Source organism: Thioalbus denitrificans, from assembly GCF_003337735.1.
GTDB classification, from domain to species: domain Bacteria; phylum Pseudomonadota; class Gammaproteobacteria; order DSM-26407; family DSM-26407; genus Thioalbus; species Thioalbus denitrificans.
In genome coordinates this window covers 90,712-109,098 of sequence record NZ_QPJY01000003.1, presented here as the reverse complement: position 1 = coordinate 109,098, position 18,387 = coordinate 90,712, and the positions used below count along the sequence as shown (strand labels likewise).

Below are 18,387 nucleotides of genomic sequence, written 5' to 3'. Positions count from 1 at the left end.
GTTCCGGTTACTTGGCGCGGATGCTGACGCTGCGCTCGCCGAGCTCGATGGTGACGCTGTTCTTGCTCTCCTTCTTGAGCGGCGTCACCGCCCGCCAGCGCGCCTGGTCGATGTCGCGGAACGCCGCCGCCACGCCCAGGAACTGGGTCTCGGGCGGGAAGTCGCGGCTGATTTCCAGGCTGCCGCCGGGCACGATCTCCATCTCCTCGCGGCCGAGGAGCGAGTCCTTGAGGGCGGCCACCTCGTTGTCGTACAGGGTGAAGAAGTCGGCGTTCTCGAAGGCGCTGGCGGCGCGCAGGGCGTAGAGGCGGACCACCACCGGCGAGGGCCTTCCGCTCACGTCCGGGTTGATGGTGGCGGCGGCCGCCAGCCGGGCCTGCAGCTGGGTGGGCGAGGGCTTCATGCAGCCGGCCAGGGGGAGGGCGAGCAGCAGGAGAAGCAGGAGGGGCAGCGGGTACGGGACTGGCAGTCTGCGCATGGCTCGATTCCTGTTCACAAGGGTCGCCGGGCGTCGCCGGCCCGGCGCGGATTGGCAACCGTCACGGCCGGCGCGACCGTGATGACTTCAATTTTAGTATCTGTTCCTCGTAGGCCTTGATGAACTCGTCGCCGAACAGGCGCAGGAACCCCTCCTCGGCGTCCCGGGCCACCTCGCCGTAGATGTCGGTGAAGAGATCCCAGTACTTGGCCTTGCGGGCCATGGGCAGCAGGTTGTCCAGCATCGACTCCGCGCCGAAGCGCGCCTCCAGCGCCGCCGGATCGAAGCGCCCCAGCAGCGACTGCAGGGCCGCCTTCAGGCCGGCGATGATGGCCAGCTCGTGGGCGAGGATGTCGTCCAGCGCCTCCTGGGTGGCCTCCACCGGCGGCAGGTAGCCCCGGGTCTGGCCGAACAGCATGTGGCTGAGGGCGTCCTGGCTGTCCACCGAGAACTTCAGGGGATTGTTCTCCACCGGCTGGATGGTGGTCATCTCGATGCGCAGCTCGCGCTTGAAGCTGGTGCGGGCGGCGAGCACCTTCATCAGCCCGTCGGTGGTGACCCGCACCAGCCGCCCGACGGTGTTGAGCAGTTCGGGCAGCGCATCGGGCGGCAGCGCCGCCCCGGGCGTGTCCAGCCCGGCCAGCAGCTGCCGCACCAGCGCCGCGCTGTCCGCTCCCGCGACGCCGCCCGCCGCGGCGGGCGGCGCCGGGGCGTGGCCGGGGGTGGGACGGCGCGGCGGAGTCTCCGGCGGCGCGGGGGGGGCGGGTTCCGGGGCCGTCACGGGCTCCCCGGGCGCGGCGGGCGGCTCCGGCGCAACGGGGGGCTCGGGCGCGGCGGGGGGCGGCTCCGGCGGCGGCGTGCCCAGCAGGTCGAAATCCTCCGGGATGGCCTGTGGCGGCGTGAAGGCCGCCTGGTCGCTGGGGACGTGGTCGGGGTGGCTCTCCGGGCTCTCCGGCTCGGCCGCGGGCGAGAGCAGGTCGAAACCCTCGGGGATGCCGATGGGCGGACCGGTGGGCGCGGTGTCCTCCTCCGGCGGTGGCGCCGGTGTGGGCGGCACCAGGTCGAAATCCTCGGGAATGCCGGACGGCCCGGGGCCGCCGCGGCCTGACTTCGCCATCAGCGCGAGGGGATCGAGGGTCTGGTCGGGCTCGGCCAGGTCCGGCCCGGCCGCGGCTGGCGCGGCGGGTTCCACGGCGGGCGGCGCGGCGGGCTCCGCGACGGGTTCCGCCGGGTGCTCGCCGGGGAGCATGGACAGCCACACCTGTATCTCGTACTCCCCCAGCGACAGCACGTCGCCGTCCTGCAGCTCCACGCTGGCGCCGCGGCCCACCGGGCTGGGGGCGTGGTTGACATAGGTGCCGTTGGTGCTGGCGTCGAGGAGGTGATAGCGGCCGTCGCGGAACTGGATGCGGGCGTGGGTGCCGGAGACATAGCGGTCCGGATCCGGCAGGACCATGTCGTTGTCGGGGTCGCGGCCGAGCGTCGCGTCCCGCGAGCTCACCATCAGCTCGGTGGGCCGTGTGGGGGGAAGGCCGCGGTAGGTGAGGACGCTGAGAGTCAGTTCCATGGCCGACGTGCTGCCTGTCTCCGTTCAGGTCAGGGTCGGGTTTGCCGACCTCGTCACGGCTCGCGCCACGGTGTCGCGAAGGGCGGCGGCCGGGCGGTTGCCTCTCCGAAATGGTGGCCCATCCACCGTACCCTTGCAAGGTAATGGCCCAAACCCGGGTCCGGCCGCTCCCGGCGGCTGGCCCAGAGGGGGGGCGGCACGCCGTTGCTCCGGTTGTCCCCGGCTCAGGGGAGGAGGACCAGGTGGTCCCGATCGCGCGGATCGATGCGCACCTCGACCTCGGAGCCCGGTTCATAGCGCGGCAGGTCCATGACGTGGATGCCCTGCTCGATTTCCACCACATAGGTCGAGCCCCGGGGCGGGCTCACTTCCAGCTTGAGCCGGACCAGGGGCATGTTGGGGCCCCGGTTGACCCCGGTCCTGGCGAGCGCGAGCACCTTCGCCCGGGCCGCGACGCCCGACTGTTCCAGCGCCTTCTCGCCGCCGGCGCGGGCGAAGATGAATACCGCCACGGCCACGGCCGCCAGCAGGACGAGGCCGACGACGATCAACAGGGGAGAACGCAGTTCCATGGCGGCTCCTGGGGTTCCGCTGGCCGATGGGCCTCAGGGCGCCAGCAGCAGCACCTTGACCTGGCTCGGCACGATGCGGCAGCCGGGGCAGTTGGTGGAGTTCTGCAGCGACACGCTGGTAAGCCGGGTCGCGGGCGCGCCCTTGAGGATGACGGTGAAGGCCGCCGTGACATGCCGTGAGGGGCCCATCACCGTGCCGGAGGCGACCCCGGTGGCCACGCCGGCGTTGTCGCCGTTGGTCATGGGGATCGAGGTGGCCATGTTGTGGGCGGGCGTTCCGCCGTACAGCACCGTCGGCACGTTGGGAATGGCGGTGGGCCCCATGGCGATGTTGGGATAGGGGATCGGCACCGGGCCGGCCGGCGACGGGGTGAGGCATACGTCGGGGAAACCCGTGTCCATGCCCATCATCTGCGAATTGGCAAACATCGTCGAGACCTCCTAGCCGAGGTGAATCTGGCCGCCATCGACCTTGACCAGCTCCTCGGCGGTGGCGAGCAGCTCCCGTCCGCGCAGGCTCATGGTCTGCTCCGCCTGGTAGTCCACCACGCCGCTGCGCACCTGGTCCATGCCCTCCACCGAGCGCAGGCTCTCCTTGGCGAACCGGGTGAGGCGGTCGACGAAGGTTTCGAGCAGGTTGCCCGTCAGCCGCAGCCGCCCCACCAGGGCGGTGCATTCCCGGCCGATCCAGTGGCAGCAGTCAATCAGCGCGACGCCTTCCCGCGCGCGCAGCCTGAGGGTGTCGGACTCCAGGCCCAGCGCCTGCTCGGCCCGCAGGCTCAGGCTGCCGCCCGTGACGGCCAGCTCGGCGTCGCCCTCGAAGGCCAGCCGCGTCGGGCCCGGCTCGCGGCGCTCGAGCACGGCGATGATCCAGGCCGACTCCAGGGTCGGTCCGCACACCAGCACCCGATCGCCGGTCCTGGGCTCGAGCAGGCAGCTGGCGGCCTTGCGGGCGGGGAATTCGCCGAATTCGGTGCGCACCGTCGCGCTCCCCGCGGTATCGAGTCCGGTCAGCTCGCCGATGGCCTGTACCGGCACGGATACGATGCTGGTTGCGAGTTCCCGGGGTAGCGTTTCCATGGCGTGGGTCTCCGAAGGTTACGGGATCTTGACCTCGACCGGCTTCCAGCGCTCGGCTTCGAGGAGTTCGGGATCGCTCTCCAGGGCGCGGCTCCGGTCGGTGAAGCGCGCATCCTGGTCGAGCACGCCGTGCAGGCGCGTGCGGTGCATCGAGGCGCCGCTGAAATCGGCGGCCGTGAGGTCGGCGTGGGTCAGGTCGGCCTCGCCCAGGGCCGCGTTGCGGAAGTCCGCCCGGGCGCAGCGGGCGCGGTGCAGGATGCATTGCCGCATATCGGCGCCGCCGAAGCGGGCCTGCTCCAGGTTGGCGTCGGCGAAGACCGCCTGGGCCAGCCGGGTTTCCCTGAAATCGGCCCGGGTGAGCCCGGCATTGCAGAAGATGGCGTTCTCGGCCCGGGCCCGGGCGAAGTTGGCGCCGGTTCCCTGGGCGCCCTGGAAGTTGCACTGGCGCAGGGTGGCGCCGCTGAAATCGCACTCCCGCACGTCGGCATCGATGAACTGGGTCAGCGTCAGGTCCATGCCGGCGAAGGACAGCCCGCCGAGCACCGCCTTCATGGCCACCACGTTCTGCAGCGTGGCCCCGGCCAGGCGCGCCTGGCGCAGGTCGGCCTTCACGAAGATGGTCCGGTCCAGCACGGTGTTGCGGAAATCCAGCGCCCCGAGCTCGCACTCGGCGAAGGTCGTCCGGTCGTTGCGGACCTGGACGAACGCCACGCTGTCCATGACGCAGCGCGCGAAGGTCACCAGCGCGAGGTCGGCCGCGGCGAAATCGCAGCTGGAGAAGTGGCATTCGGCGAAATTGGTCCGGCCCAGCTGCGCCCGCTGCAGGGCGGCGCGGTGGAACCGGCAGCGGGAGAAGGAGGCCAGCGCCGTGACCGTCTCCGGCCACCGGCTCCGGTCGAAGCGGCAGTCCAGGAACACCGACTGGCGCAGGTCCGCCCCGCCCAGATCGGCGCCGGTGAAGTCCACCGCGCGGAAGATGGCCCCGGCCAGGTTCGCGCCGGCGAGATCCAGGCCGCGGGCGTCTACCTCGACCGCCTCATGGCCGGACTGCACCCATGCGATCAGCTCGTCCCGGGTCATGCCGCGCCGCCTCCGGTGGTGGGGCGCGGGCGCCGGGGCCAGGTGCGCGCCCGGTGGGTCAGCGCCCGGCTGAAATCGGTGGCGCCGTCCACCCACACGCGGGCGAGATCCACCCCGTAGAGGTTGGCATGGCGGAAATCGGCGCCTTCCAGGCGGGCTTTCTGCAGGCTCGAGTTCATCAGGTTGGCGGAGGTGAAGCGCGCCTTTGCCAGGTCGGCCTTCATGAACCGCGAGTCGGTGGCGGTCGCCATGATGAAGGAGGCGCCCTGCAGCTGGCACTCGGAGAGATCCGCCTCCTTGAGGGTGGCCCGATCGAAGCGCGCGCCGGTGAGGTCCGCCGGGCGGAACAGGGTGGTCACGATGCTCGCGCCGCTGAAATCCGCCCCCTGGAGCGCGCTGCCGCCGACGAAGACCGCGCCGGAGAAGTCCGCGCCGCGGAACAGGGCCCCGGCCCCCTGCGGCTTGACGAACACCGCCCGGGCCAGGTGCGCGCCGGAGAAATCCACGCCTTCGAACCGGCAGCGCACGAATACCCCGCGCTCGAGATGGGCGCCGCGCAGGATCAGCCCCTCCAGGGAGACGTCGATGAAGTTGAGGTCCTGGGCGTCGGCCTCCGACCAGTCGGTCTCGCCGAACAGGGCGCCGCCGCCCAGGTCGGCCCGGGTCAGGCCCGCACGGACGAAGGACGACCGCTCCAGGCGGGCGCCGCTCAGGATGGCGCCCTCGAGCCGGGCCTCGTCGAACCGGGTCCCGGCGCAGAGGGCGCCGCCCAGGTTGGCGCCCGGGAGCCGGGCCCCGACCAGCCGGGCATCGGTCAGGTTGGCCCGGGCCAGCACGGCCTGGCTGAAATCGGCGCCCTCCAGCCGGCAGCCGCGGAGGTTGGCCCCTTCCAGGAAGGCGCCGGAGAAGTCCGCGCCCTGGAGGTCGAGTCCGGACAGGTCGGCGCCGGTGAGATCGATGCCGGCGAAGGATGCGCCGCTGTGGAAGCGCTCCTGCGCCCACTGCCGTACCCAGGCCGCCCGGTCGGGGTCCATCGGGTCCGCCGCCGTCTGCCGGTGGGCGGTGCGCTGGTAGCTCTCGCGGCCCTGGCGCTCCGCATCCGCCAGCCGCTGGCGGAAGGCGGGGTCCTCCAGGTAGAGATCGATCTCCTCCGCCGAGCCCTTGTCTGCCTTCATCGACGAGCGCAGTCGGCGCAGGCTCGCCAGCTCGGCGTTGGCGCTGAACCTCGGCGGGCCCTTGGGGGTCTCGTTCATCTCCGCCTCGATCACCGCATAGTCGATCCCGGCGCGGGCGGTGGCGGCGCGCCGATCGGCATCCAGCTGCACCTCACGCGCCTCGAACTCCGCCTTCATCTCCTCGCGTCGGCGCTGCATCCCGGCCAGGTAGGCGGGCAGCTCCTCCAGCTTCTGCGGGGGGGCGGCGACCGGGGCCGGTGGCGGCGGGGCGTGGCCTTGGTCCGGATCGAGTCCGTACTCCGCCACCTTGGCGCGTGCCGCCTCGATCTCGGCGGCCTGGCGCTTGCGCAGGTTCTCGCTGAGCAGGGTTGGCGACTCGATCGGCCCGCCGGCCAGCCGCTCCACCCCGTAGCGCTGGCCGATGCCCTCGGGCAGCAGGTCATCCTCCTGCAGCAGGTAGTAGTGGCCGGTCTCGGGGTCCAGCCGGCGGCGTACCGCCTCCGCGTAGTGGTCCTCGCCGCGGGGTGCGTCCGCCCATTCGACGGCGGCGACCAGGAGGCTGATGTCGGCGGCGTCGTCCTCCGTGACCTCCATGAGGCCGCGCCCCACCAGGATCGCGCACTCCTGTTCGGGGAAGAACCAGACGGTGTCGAGCCGGGTCGCGATCTCGCCGAACTGCTCGCCGTCGGGGGTCGTATGCCTGACGAAACAGCGCGTGGCGAAACCGGGCAGCCGGCCGCGCAGCAGGCGCTGGTCCGGGTGCAGGTTCTCGAACTCCCACTCCTCGCTCCCGCTCAGCGCGCCTTCGAGCCACTGGTCGGGCGATGCGACGTTGAAGTGCTTCCAGTCGAGATCCCGCGCGAGACCGGGAAAATCGTTCTTGAGCCAGGCGTCGTCATAGGTGCCGGCCAGGGCCGCGCGCTCGGGATGGGTGACCTCCCGCGGGCCGAACCCGGCCGGGCGTCCCGGCTGGTCCGGGCGCGTGAGGCGGGCGTCCGGGTATTCGATGTTGGGCAGCGGGAGCGGCGCCTCGGCCTTCGGGTCGGCCCCGCGCCCCGCCGGGTTGGGCGCGAATCCGGGCCCGCCGTAGGCGCGGGACCAGTCGATGGGCATGCGGGTGAACGGGACCGGCTCGCTCGCCGTGCGCCCCTCCCAGTAGCGGTCGCCGAAGGCGAACAGGGTCTTCTCCCGCCCGGCGACGCGGGCGCGCACCGCGCAGGCCGGGCAGGGCCTGCCGCCGGGGGCGAAGGCCTGGGCGTGGATCAGGAACTCCGGCACCGCCTTGGGCTGGCCGGCGTCGATGGCGGCATCCTTGCCCAGCGTCGCGGCGGCGAACTTCCACAGGGCCACTTCACTCTTGAGCCGCACCTCGCCGGTGAGGGAGACGAACAGCAGGGGGGAGACCACGAAGATGCAGCGCCCGCGGTGCTCGATGGTCCGGGTCAGGAGGCTCAGTGCGCCGGGCTTGATGGTTTTCATCGAGGCTGGGGTGAGCGGCGCACTAGGCGATCACCTTGGCGTCGACCGTCTCGATCTCGAATGACACCTTGTCGCAGGTCAGGCCGACATAGGACATGTTGATGCCCTTGGTCTCCATGTTGGTCGCGGTGGCGCAGAAGGCCTGGCCGGTGGTTTCGATCTTCTCGGCGGTCTGGCCGATGGCCACGCCGGTGGCATTGTAGCTGGAGGCGCAGACCGTGCTCTGGGTGCCGAACTTGCGGGACATGAGCCCGCCGATACTGTCGAATATGTTGTCGACGGTCCGGTTGCCCGCCGCCGAGACGATGGTGAGCCCCGCCGGGGCCGTGATGGTGACGGGGCCGCCGGCGGTCATGTTCCAGGCGGCGCCAACCTTCTGGGTCAGGGACGCGCCGACGTTCTGCACCGCGTTGCTGCCCACGTTCTCGATACGGTTGGCCTTGACGTTGAGCATGTCGTTGGCGCCGATATTGGTGGTGCGGCTGGCGCCGATGGTGATCTGCTCGCTGGCCCCGACGCTCTCGGTGCGGTTGGCGCCGATGGTGATCTTCTCCTCGGAGCCCACCTTCTCGGTCCGGTTGACGCCGATGGTGATGGACTCGTTGTTGTCCACCGTCTCGGTGCGGTCGTTCTTGATGTGGGTGGTCTCGTCGTTGTCCACCGTCTTGGTGCGGTCGTGGCCCACCCAGTGGCTCTCGTCGGCCTCCACCTCGATGGTCTGGTTCTTCTCGGCGTGGATGAGCAACTCCTCCTCGCCCATCTTGTCCTCGAAGCGGATCTCGTTGCAGTTGTCCACGTTGCCGTTCTTGCTGCTGCGACTGCGGATTCCGCTCTGGGTCTGGTTGCCGGGCAGGGCGTAGGGAGGCATGTTGTCGCCGTTGTAGACCCGCCCGGTGATGATGGGCAGGTCGGGGTCGCCCTCGAGGAAGGAGACGATCACCTCCTGGCCGATGCGCGGGATGTGGATGGCGCCCCAGTTGTCGCCGGCCCACACCTGAGCCACCCGCACCCAGCAGGAGCTGTTCTCGTCGCTCTGCCCCTGGCGGTCCCAGTGGAACTGCACCTTCACCCGGCCGTACTCGTCGGTCCAGATCTCCTCGCCCGACTGGCCCACCACCACCGCCGTCTGCGGGCCCTGCACCACCGGCTTGGGGGTCAGGCGCGGGGGGCGGAAGGGGATCTGGGCGTCGGTGGCGGTGAAGGCGATGCTGGCGCCGGTCACCCCCGCGCCGCCGCCCGCTTGCGCGGACTCGAAGGCGTCGCTCTGCAGCGTCAGGGCGGTGCCGACGAGGAGGTACTCGATGTTCTGGTCCTCGCGGGGAAAATTGGTGAGGGTGAACAGGGCGCCGCAGGCCAGCCCCATGGCGTCGCCCTCGCCGCGCCGCCACTGGTGCTGGGCGTGGAGCTCCTCGATGCGGGTGCGCACGTAGTGGTCGCCGTCGCCGCTCTCGGTGTACTCGCCCGGGTAGTCGTAGATCTCGTAGTCGGCATGGGCGCCGTCGCCGGGGTTGGAGCGCGCCGCGCGCAGGTTCTTGGTGGGCACCTCGAAATCGAAGTCGTTGAGCGCGTAGGCGCCGGGCTGGACCTGCCCGGAGAGGCTCCAGCGGCTGACGTTGTCGCGCTCGCGCCGGGCCGAGGGGTCGGGGGGGTAGTAGGGCACCTCGCCGTAGCCGGCGGCCGGCTCGTGGGCGCTGTAGGCGTCGGCCAGCACCAGGGTGTGGCGGCCCTCCTCGTGGCGGAAGTGGAAGTAGATGCCCTCCTGCTCCAGCAGCCGGCAGATGAAGTTGAAGTCCGTCTCCCGGTACTGCACGCAGTACTCCCAGGCGGGGTAGCTGCCGCTGAGGCGCTCGTCGAAGTCGGTGAAGCCGCGGTCCCGGAACACCTGCTTGACGATGTCCGGGACGTTCATCTCCTGGAAGATGCGGCAGTCGGCGGTGCGGGTGAGGAACCACAGCCAGGGGCGCAGGCTGGCCCGGTAGAGGGCGTGGCGGCCGTGGCTGCCGAGGTAGGTGAAGCGGGTGACGAAGCCGTTGAACCAGCGGGTTCCCTCCTCGTGGAGGCCGGCCAGGCGGATGGAGACGTTCTGGCCGAGGATGTCCCCCAGGGCGATGTCGTGGTCCTCGCTGAGCAGCTCCAGCTCGTACTCGAACAGCCGTCCGAGCCGCTCCGTGCCGCTCATGCTGCGCAGCACCAGCACGTCCCTGCCCAGTGGTGAAGTGAACTCGATCGTTCGCTGTTCCTGTGTTGCTGGCATGACGATATCTCCGATCCCGGCGTCTTGGAGTGTAGTTGATTTCACCGCCATCCTTCCAAGGCGTTGCCGCCCTGGCGGGGCCGGTCTGTTGCAACCCTTTGGATGGATGGGCTTTCCCGGTTCCGCTTGTCAGGAGCCGAGGAGGCGGTAAATCCAGAGCCCGCTGGAGACCAGCCCGAAGAGCAGGGCGAGGCGGAGCCAAGTGCGGACGGTCACGTCGGCACGCCGCCCGTGGCGCAGGTAGCGCCGGCCGGAGAGGGCCAGGAAGGCCGCCGCAATGACCGGAAACAGAAGCCCGGGGTCGAAGAGGGACATGGCTCAGTCGCTTCCGGTGAGGCGCCGCTGCTGCCGCGGGGCGGGGGCGGCGGTGTTGAACAGCGGCTTGCCGGGCCGCAGCAGGCACAGGTACAGGCCGGCGGCGAGGCGCTGCCGTTGGTAGCCCTCCCCGAGTGTGCGGGTGCAGCGTTCCGGGTTGGCCGGCTCCCCCATGAAGTGGCGCACGCCCGCCTGGAAGCGCCGGGCGTTGGCCGCCCACCAGGTGCCGATTCCGGCCGGGTCGGGCCAGGGCAGTCCATCGTCCGGGTCCATGGTCGCCTCGTCGTCTCCGGTGTCGTCGCCGGGGCCGGGTTCCGCCGCCGCCGGCGGCGGCTGCTCCAGGTCGAGATAGGCGAGATCGATCCCGGTGATGAGGGAGAAGGACTCGCCCGCCAGCCGCGCGAGCCCGGGGTCCGCCATGCGCTCGATCAGCCAGGGCACGTGGTGGGGATCGCCCATGATGCCTACCGCCCGGATCAGTGTGCGTGTCTCGCCGCCAGCGCGGGCGAGGTCCCGGATCAGCTGGTGCGCCCGCGGCAGATCGACGGCCCGGAGCGCCAGCTGCAGTGAGCGCTCCCGGAACGGCCCGGGTCTCCGGGCGTATTCCACCAGCCAGTCCAGGGCGAAGCTGCGGTTGCCGAGCATCACCGCCGACCAGGCGCCCCAGAAGCGGCAGGGCTCGCTTCTGTCATGCAGGGCGGTGCGTGTCGCAGCGAAGGACTCCCGCCGGCCGAGCACGCCCAGGGTGCGCAGCGCCCGGGCGCGCAGTCCCGGATGCGGGTCCTCGAGGGCGCGCTCCAGGTCCGCACCCGCATCGACGCGGTGCATGGCGCAGGCGGTGAGGCCGACCCAGCGGTGGAAGGGCGTGGCCGAGGAGAGGAGGCCGCGGACCGTGCCCCGCAGCACGCCGGAGGCGACCCAGCCGAAGGCGGAGCCCAGGCCACCCTGTGTCTCCGGCAATGCCTCGGCCAGCGCCAGCAGCTGCTCCAGGCGCGCCGCGTCCCCGTTCTCGAGGGCGAGCACCGTCGCCACGAACAGCTCGCTGGCGCCCGGGTTCTCCAGGGCCGTGCCGCAGAGCCTCGATCCGAATTCGCCGGCCACCAGCAGGCCGTCCAGGTGCGCCGCCAGCCGCTCATCGAGGCGTCCGAGGTGGTGGAGCCTGACGTGGGGGGCCCGCACCTGGGCCATGCGCATGTTGTGCAGCACCACCGCGTCCTCGGCGTGCTGGCGGATGACGGCTTCGATGGGGGGGCGGTCAGCCGGGTTCGGCTGGAGAGTGCATCCGTGTTGACTGCGGCTTGAGCTGTGCATGGTCGGGAAGGGCTACCTGATTGTCATGGTTATCCCGGTGAGCCGGCGAGGGCATCCGTTCCGCGCATGGGGACCGGTGCGCCATGCGGTTGGTTCAGCGCCGCCATGGGCCGCGGTGATCATGCGTTGTCCGGACAGACGATTTCCTCGGCGGAGCGCCCATCGTAGGAAAATATCTGATGTGTGCCGATCGACAGCAGGTGCTCCGGGGCAGTCGCCAGCTTGTACCCGACATGCCTTGGCAGTGGCGCGGGGGTGAAGTCGAAGGCCGGTGCGGGGCCGATTTCGAAGACACCCGCCGATGCGGAGACGAATATGCGTCCCCGGTACACTGCAACGTCCCAGAAATTGAGTTCCGCGGTGGCAGGGCCGATGGATGCGAATCCGTTGTGATTGCCGAGGAGCACGACGCCGTCACGTCCGGCCACGACGACCGAATCCCCCAGGCAGGCAACGCCTTCGAGGTGGACGTTGGTGCCGCTGTCGCACTCGCTCCAGCGCTTTCCATCGAAATGGAAGATCTCGCCCCGATTTCCAACGGCGTAGATATCGGACTCCGAGCTGCCGTCGATGTCGTTGAAGCAATAGCCCACCTCTGAACGTGATGCGGCAATCTCGCCGGCCATGGCCACCCAGCGGTCGTTTCTGCGCTGGTAGACCTGGCGCCGGTATCCGCAGGCGGTGATCAATCCCCCGATGACGCGAATCTTCTTGACGTAGCCAGGCCTGCCCGGTCCGGTTCCCGCTTCCGGTATCCGTTCCGAAAGGCGCCCTGCGCTCGTGAGGCTGTGTACGTCACCACGTTTTCCCAGCAGCCACCAGCCGCGTTCGCGGCCTTCCGGGGCGTAGCAGACCGAGACGATGTCGGAGTCGAATTCCTGCTGGACCCATTGACGGTTGTGGCGCATGTAGAAGCGGGTGAATTCGCGGTCGGTACCGTCGAGCGCCACCGGGTACGCAATGGCGCCGAGAAGTTCGGTTCGTGGCATGGCTCCGCCCAGAAAGCGAACCCTGGTATTGCCCGTGTCTGTCATGGCGGTGCCTATATGGAGATTCCGGGGGCGACGGTTGTCGATGGAACGGTCGGTACATTGGGGCCCAGGTTGCGGTTTCCCGAGCTGTCCGCACGCAGGCGCGTATCGTTTGCCACGTTCGGACTTCCGCCTTCCTGCTGGTGGTACGCATCGACCTGTGCCCGAAGGCAGTCCTCGTCGCAATGGGTGATTTCGCCAACCGCCATGACGCCCGCGGTTGCCGCATCATCATAGTCCCAGCTTCCCGCCTGGCCACCGTCGAGATTCGAGTCCTCGAGGTCATCGACGAGGTCATGGATCTTTCCGTGATCCTTTTCCTTCCCCGCGCCCTCGACACAGATGCATGGGGCATCGGCGACGCTGTAACCGTCGCATCCCGCGTAGCGGGCGCTGCCTCCGCTGGACCGTTCTCCCGGGGGCATGAAGCAGTGCGCCGGAATCACGTGATGTGGAGTCATGGTCTTGCCATCGGAACCCTGGCAGCAATTGTTCGGGGTTTCGGGAGACAGAACGCATTTCCGCGCCTGAGCGCACCCGGGGTCTCCGCACATGGCGTCGATGGACTGTGAACGCTTGACCGAGCCCGGGTTCTTCCCGGATTTCGTCTTCTTTACATGCTTTCCGCACTTTTCCTGGACTTCCCGGGCCACATCCGCGCAGGGGTTTGAATCACTTTTCGGGCTCGTGAAGGCAACCTCGTCCAGGTAGGGCCAGGTCGGAGAGTTGCCGGGAAGAGAAGCATGGTTGTGGGTCGTCAGGTCCAGGTTGCGAACGACATTCTCCCCCTCCACCTTCACATCCATCGACCAGGCGTTGAAATAGACCTTGCCCATGTTCTTGCTGGTCACCACCCCCTTCTTGGCGGCGCACCCGGCCTCGTCGCCCGTGCTCCGCTTGAAGTGGCTCTTGTTCTTCAGCATCACCTCCTGGCGGGAGATCCTGACGCTGCGGGAGCCGTCGGTGGTGTCGGATGCCATTCCGGTGTTGGGGTAGGGCACCGGCACGCCGGGCGGCGTGGTGGGGTTCTCCGGGGGGGTCATGCAGACATCGGGAAAGGCGGCGATGGATTTTCCGCTCGCCGCCTTGCAGGCGATCTCCATGCCGTTGGCGTAGACCTGGTTCGCCATCAGGCAACCCGGAACTGCAGCACGGCCGCACCGCGGTGGCCGTGGTCGTTGGCCATGTGGGCAAGGATGGCGGGGCCCGGGGTGTAGCCCTTGCGGCAGGCGGCGTCGGCGACGGCGATCACCGCCGCGCCGGCCGTCGCGCCGGTTTCGCCGATGCACTCGGCCGGGTGCCAGAGGTCGAAAGCCTCCTTGCGCCGGCGCAGGGTGCGGGAGAGGGCCAGCGCCGCCTCCTTGAAGTAGTACTGCTCCCCGGAGAGGTCGGTGATGCGGTAGTCGAGATCATGCATCCGGCAGGGAGCGTCGGCGAGGGCGTTCTGGATGGCCTGGGTCAGGCCGTCGGCGCGCAGCGGCTCCTCCGAGTCGATGTGGGCCGCCTCGGTGCCGAGGCCGAGGCCGGTGCAGACCAACTCGGGTCCGCCGCGGGGCCGCCCCACCAGCAGCGCCCCGCCGGCCTCGCCGGGCATGAAGCCGTTGGAGTTGCGCGGGGTGAGCAGGCGCTCGCCGGCATCGTAGACCCCGAGCGTGGGCCAGGTGACCAGGCTGTCCGTGGCGGCCACCAGGACCTGCCGGTGGCCTTTCTCGTAGATCAGCCGGCGGGCATGCATCAGGGCGATGACCGCGCCGACGCGGCCGTGGGCGATGATGCCCGAGTCGGGCGCGAAGCGTGCGCCGAGCACCTGCCCGATGTCGGCGAAGAGTCGGTCGTCAAGGCCGTCGAGCCGTCCGGGACGCTCCCGCTCGGCCACGCACAGCAGCAAGGGGACCTCCCGCCACTGTTCGGTCGGGATCCGGTCCAGGCACTCGGCGATGGCCAGCGCGGCCATGCGGGCGAGCTTCGCCAGCCCGCGCCACGCCTTTTCCAGGGGCACCTGGTGGGCCATGACCCATTCGCCGCCGGAGTCGATGAAGCGGGTCTCGGTCGGGTTGCTGATCCGCGCCCGGATGGCCGCACAGGCGGCGGGCGCCGACAGCCCCACGCTGGTGACCAGCCCGGTGCCCCGGATTGCGATGGGCTTTGCCGACATGGGCGCCTACTCCACCGGCTCCGCCACGACGGGAAGCGGGAAGGCGACCTCCTCCCGCTGCTGCCACCACTCCCGGCCTTTGCGGCCCACCAGCACCTGGGCGATCTCGAACAGGCTCTTTCTGATTGGCCGGGCCACGCGCCAGGTCATGGTCAGGCGCTCCTCGTCCGGCTCGATGACCAGGGTGTCGAGTGGGGCGGTGAGATCCTCGCGCGGGCCCCGTTTCGGAAACACGTGCACCGGCGCCTCGAAGTGGGGGAGGGTGAAGGAGCGGCGCCCGTCCGGGGTGAGGTTCAGCAGGGTCACCGGCTGATCACCGAGCGGGAGGGGCAGCTGCTGGTCGGCCGGGGCGCACTGGTAGTAGCGCTCGTCGAAGTCTTTCGGCAGGAAGGGGAACACTTCGTCGAGCCAGCGCTGATCGTAGGTGCCGGCCAATCGGTGGCGGGGCTCCCAGCCGCGTCCGACGGGGCCGAAGGACATGGGCCGGTAGTCGCCGTGCGGATGGGTGACGGGGCGGCCCGGCTCCTCGGTGTTCGGCAGCGGCGCGCCCTCCAGCCACCGGTCCCGCAGGTGCCTGTGGAAGCCGCAACCGACCGGGTTGCGCATGAACGCCGCGTGCTGCCCCGGGTCCTCGTGCCGGTTGTCCACGCCGCCGAAGGCGCGGTCGTAGGTGATGGGCATGGCGGTGAAGGGCACCGGCGGAGTGGCCCGCACGCCGGCCAGGCCAGCCTCCCATACCCGGACCCCCACCACGGCGAACCCCTTCACCCAGTCGCCGATCCGCACGCCCACCCGCGTGCGCTCCACCGGCCGGCCGCCCGGGGCATGGGCCGAGGCGTTCAGGATGACGTCACAGCGCCGCTTGACGGGCGCGAAGTCCATCTCATACTTTGGCGCGGAGAACCCGGGATCGCCGTGGAAGAGATCCGCCGTCACCAGGGGCAGCTGCGCTTCGTGCAGGCGCACGGCGGCGCCAGCCTCCGCGGGGATGCGGAAGGTGCCCTTGATGACGATCACCAGCAGCTCCCGGCCGCTGGGCTCCATGCCCAGGGTGTAGCCGGTGACCATGCGGGTGGCGTTGATGAGCTCCACGGCGTTCCCTCGCTGTGGCCCTCCGGGGCGGGAGGGCATGAATGGCTCAGTTGATCTGCACCGAGCCGCCCTTGATGCGGTTCACGCCGGCGGAGCGGCTGAGGAGATACTCCCCCCGGATGATCACCTTTCCCGCCCGGGTCAGGGTGATGCTGGCCTTGCCGCAGCGGAGCACCAGCTGCTCCCGGGCGCTCACCACCAGGCGCTCGCCGTCGGCCTCCACCTCCACCTGGCCGGGGGGTCGCTCCAGAGGCCAGCCGTCTCCCTCCCGGATTACGCCCATGACGAGGGGCCGGGCGGCATCGCCCCCCTCGAACATCAGCACTACCGGGCGGCCGATGTGGGCGCCGTGGAGATCGACGGTGGTGCGCGCGGGGACGGCCGCCGTGCCTTGCTGTCCGGGGAAGCGCACCAGCGGGGTCTGGCCCCCGTCCTTCAGGGCGACGAGATCACCCACCGTGATCCCGGAGCGATCGGGGCCGGGAGCCGCCCGGCTCCGCCGTACCTCCTGCAGGGTGCACGGGGGATCCCCGGCCGCCGTTTCCTCCGTGCCGCCGCCCACCGCCGCTTCCGCCGCGTCGCCAACTTTCATGGGAAATCTCCGTGGCTGTCAGTTCTGGAGGATTTTCGAGCCTTTCATCACGATGTCCCTGGACGCCTTGATGTTGATCTTGCCCGACCCCTCCACCGTGATGTCCTTGCCCTTGATGACGATGGTGCCGTCCTTCTTCATGGAGATGCTGGCGCTCCCCGTGGCGAGGGTGATGGAGTCGCCCGCGTCCACCTTCAGGTGCTTGCCGACGCTGAGGGCGTCGTCCTTGCCGATGCTGGTGCTGCGCCCCTCGCCCACGCTGCGGGACTCGTCCCGGCCCACGCCGGTGGAGAGGCTGGCGCCCACGTGCACCGAGCGGGCCGCGCCCACGCTGATGTCCTGGTTCGCCCCCACGTTGACTGTCTGGTAGGCGCCGATGGCGACCTCCTGGGCGGCGCCGACGGCGATGGTCTCGTTCACGCCGACGCTGTGGGTGCGCTGCAGCGCGACCGTCGCGGTCTCATTGGCGCCGACGGTGATGGAGCGGTTCGAGCCGATGGTGATCTGCTCGTTGGCCCCGACGGTCTCGGTGCGGTTGGCGCCGATGGTGATGTCCTCGTTGACGGCAACGTTCTCGGTGCGGTTGTTGCCGATGGTGATGGACTCGTTGTTGTCCACCGTCTCGGTGCGGTCGTTCTTGATGTGGGTGGTCTCGTCGTTGTCCACCGTCTTGGTGCGGTCGTGGCCCACCCAGTGGCTCTCGTCGGCCTCCACCTCGATGGTCTGGTTCTTCTCGGCGTGGATGAGCAGTTCCTCCTCGCCCATCTTGTCCTCGAAGCGGATCTCGTTGCAGTTGTCCACGTTGCCGTTCTTGCTGCTGCGACTGCGGATTCCGCTCTGGGTCTGGTTGCCGGGCAGGGCGTAGGGAGGCATGTTGTCGCCGTTGTAGACCCGCCCGGTGATGATGGGCAGGTCGGGGTCGCCCTCGAGGAAGGAGACGATCACCTCCTGGCCGATGCGCGGGATGTGGATGGCGCCCCAGTTGTCGCCGGCCCACACCTGAGCCACCCGCACCCAGCAGGAGCTGTTCTCGTCGCTCTGCCCCTGGCGGTCCCAGTGGAACTGCACCTTCACCCGGCCGTACTCGTCGGTCCAGATCTCCTCGCCCGACTGGCCCACCACCACCGCCGTCTGCGGGCCCTGCACCACCGGCTTGGGGGTCAGGCGCGGGGGGCGGAAGGGGATCTGGGCGTCGGTGGCGGTGAAGGCGATGCTGGCGCCGGTCACCCCCGCGCCGCCGCCCGCTTGCGCGGACTCGAAGGCGTCGCTCTGCAGCGTCAGGGCGGTGCCGACGAGGAGGTACTCGATGTTCTGGTCCTCGCGGGGAAAATTGGTGAGGGTGAACAGGGCGCCGCAGGCCAGCCCCATGGCGTCGCCCTCGCCGCGCCGCCACTGGTGCTGGGCGTGGAGCTCCTCGATGCGGGTGCGCACGTAGTGGTCGCCGTCGCCGCTCTCGGTGTACTCGCCCGGGTAGTCGTAGATCTCGTAGTCGGCATGGGCGCCGTCGCCGGGGTTGGAGCGCGCCGCGCGCAGGTTCTTGGTGGGCACCTCGAAATCGAAGTCGTTGAGCGCGTAGGCGCCGGGCTGGACCTGCCCGGAGAGGCTCCAGCGGCTGACGTTGTCGCGCTCGCGCCGGGCCGAGGGGTCGGGGGGGTAGTAGGGCACCTCGCCGTAGCCGGCGGCCGGCTCGTGGGCGCTGTAGGCGTCGGCCAGCACCAGGGTGTGGCGGCCCTCCTCGTGGCGGAAGTGGAAGTAGATGCCCTCCTGCTCCAGCAGCCGGCAGATGAAGTTGAAGTCCGTCTCCCGGTACTGCACGCAGTACTCCCAGGTGGGGTAGCTGCCGCTGAGGCGCTCGTCGAAGTCGGTGAAGCCGCGGTCCCGGAACACCTGCTTGACGATGTCCGGGACGTTCATCTCCTGGAAGATGCGGCAGTCGGCGGTGCGGGTGAGGAACCACAGCCAGGGGCGCAGGCTGGCCCGGTAGAGGGCGTGGCGGCCGTGGCTGCCGAGGTAGGTGAAGCGGGTGACGAAGCCGTTGAACCAGCGGGTTCCCTCCTCGTGGAGGCCGGCCAGGCGGATGGAGACGTTCTGGCCGAGGATGTCCCCCAGGGCGATGTCGTGGTCCTCGCTGAGCAGCTCCAGCTCGTACTCGAACAGCCGTCCGAGCCGCTCCGTGCCGCTCATGCTGCGCAGCACCAGCACGTCC

Annotated in this window: 16 protein-coding genes; all 16 read right to left on the bottom strand. The window is 70.0% G+C overall.

Features of this window, described 5'->3' with window-relative positions:
- Nucleotides 1-7 precede the first annotated feature (7 nt).
- The gene (tssJ, locus tag DFQ59_RS08775; RefSeq protein WP_114279322.1) at nt 8-478 is read right to left on the bottom strand and encodes a type VI secretion system lipoprotein TssJ; all 471 of its coding nucleotides are present in this window, start codon (nt 476-478) and stop codon (nt 8-10) included.
- Nucleotides 479-539: 61 nt separating this feature from the next.
- A complete protein-coding gene (gene tagH / locus DFQ59_RS08770) occupies nt 540-2,045 on the bottom strand; it encodes a type VI secretion system-associated FHA domain protein TagH (RefSeq protein ID WP_114279321.1) in 1,506 nt (501 codons plus the stop codon).
- A 224-nt stretch (nt 2,046-2,269) separates the two neighbouring features.
- Entirely contained in the window at nt 2,270-2,617 is a 348-nt protein-coding gene (locus DFQ59_RS08765) for a hypothetical protein (RefSeq protein ID WP_114279320.1), read from the bottom strand.
- 33 nt (nt 2,618-2,650) lie between these two features.
- Nucleotides 2,651-3,046 carry a DUF4150 domain-containing protein gene (locus DFQ59_RS08760; RefSeq protein ID WP_114279319.1) on the bottom strand — a complete coding sequence of 132 codons (396 nt, stop codon included), beginning with the start codon at nt 3,044-3,046 and terminating at the stop codon, nt 2,651-2,653.
- A gap of 12 nt (nt 3,047-3,058) precedes the next feature.
- Nucleotides 3,059-3,697: a DUF3540 domain-containing protein gene (locus DFQ59_RS08755; protein ID WP_114279318.1), complete on the bottom strand. Its 639-nt coding sequence runs from the start codon at nt 3,695-3,697 to the stop codon at nt 3,059-3,061.
- A gap of 18 nt (nt 3,698-3,715) precedes the next feature.
- A complete protein-coding gene (locus DFQ59_RS08750; RefSeq protein WP_114279317.1) occupies nt 3,716-4,777 on the bottom strand; it encodes a pentapeptide repeat-containing protein in 1,062 nt (353 codons plus the stop codon).
- The gene (locus DFQ59_RS08745) at nt 4,774-7,431 is read right to left on the bottom strand and encodes a DUF2169 family type VI secretion system accessory protein (protein WP_114279316.1); all 2,658 of its coding nucleotides are present in this window, start codon (nt 7,429-7,431) and stop codon (nt 4,774-4,776) included. The genes DFQ59_RS08750 and DFQ59_RS08745 overlap by 4 nt, the downstream gene beginning before the upstream one ends.
- Before the next feature lie 22 nt (nt 7,432-7,453).
- A complete protein-coding gene (locus tag DFQ59_RS08740; RefSeq protein ID WP_114279315.1) occupies nt 7,454-9,685 on the bottom strand; it encodes a type VI secretion system Vgr family protein in 2,232 nt (743 codons plus the stop codon).
- Nucleotides 9,686-9,814: 129 nt separating this feature from the next.
- Entirely contained in the window at nt 9,815-10,000 is a 186-nt protein-coding gene (locus DFQ59_RS08735; RefSeq protein ID WP_114279314.1) for a hypothetical protein, read from the bottom strand.
- Nucleotides 10,001-10,003: 3 nt separating this feature from the next.
- On the bottom strand, nt 10,004-11,311 hold the full coding sequence (locus DFQ59_RS08730) for a TIGR02270 family protein (RefSeq protein WP_245937235.1): 1,308 nt from the start codon (nt 11,309-11,311) through the stop codon (nt 10,004-10,006).
- 119 nt (nt 11,312-11,430) lie between these two features.
- Nucleotides 11,431-12,300, bottom strand: coding sequence for a beta propeller repeat protein (locus DFQ59_RS08725; RefSeq protein ID WP_147275203.1), 870 nt, complete (start codon nt 12,298-12,300; stop codon nt 11,431-11,433).
- Nucleotides 12,301-12,353: 53 nt separating this feature from the next.
- Nucleotides 12,354-13,472 carry a PAAR-like domain-containing protein gene (locus DFQ59_RS08720; protein WP_114279312.1) on the bottom strand — a complete coding sequence of 373 codons (1,119 nt, stop codon included), beginning with the start codon at nt 13,470-13,472 and terminating at the stop codon, nt 12,354-12,356.
- Nucleotides 13,472-14,497 (bottom strand): hypothetical protein, encoded by a 1,026-nt coding sequence (locus tag DFQ59_RS08715; RefSeq protein ID WP_114279311.1) that lies wholly within the window; start codon nt 14,495-14,497, stop codon nt 13,472-13,474. Before DFQ59_RS08715 ends, DFQ59_RS08720 begins: the two co-directional genes overlap by 1 nt.
- A gap of 6 nt (nt 14,498-14,503) precedes the next feature.
- On the bottom strand, nt 14,504-15,589 hold the full coding sequence (locus DFQ59_RS08710; protein ID WP_114279310.1) for a DUF2169 family type VI secretion system accessory protein: 1,086 nt from the start codon (nt 15,587-15,589) through the stop codon (nt 14,504-14,506).
- A 46-nt stretch (nt 15,590-15,635) separates the two neighbouring features.
- The gene (locus DFQ59_RS08705; protein ID WP_211314850.1) at nt 15,636-16,181 is read right to left on the bottom strand and encodes a DUF6484 domain-containing protein; all 546 of its coding nucleotides are present in this window, start codon (nt 16,179-16,181) and stop codon (nt 15,636-15,638) included.
- An 18-nt stretch (nt 16,182-16,199) separates the two neighbouring features.
- A partial coding sequence (locus tag DFQ59_RS08700; protein ID WP_147275219.1) for a type VI secretion system Vgr family protein occupies nt 16,200-18,387 on the bottom strand: 2,188 nt, incomplete at its 5' end.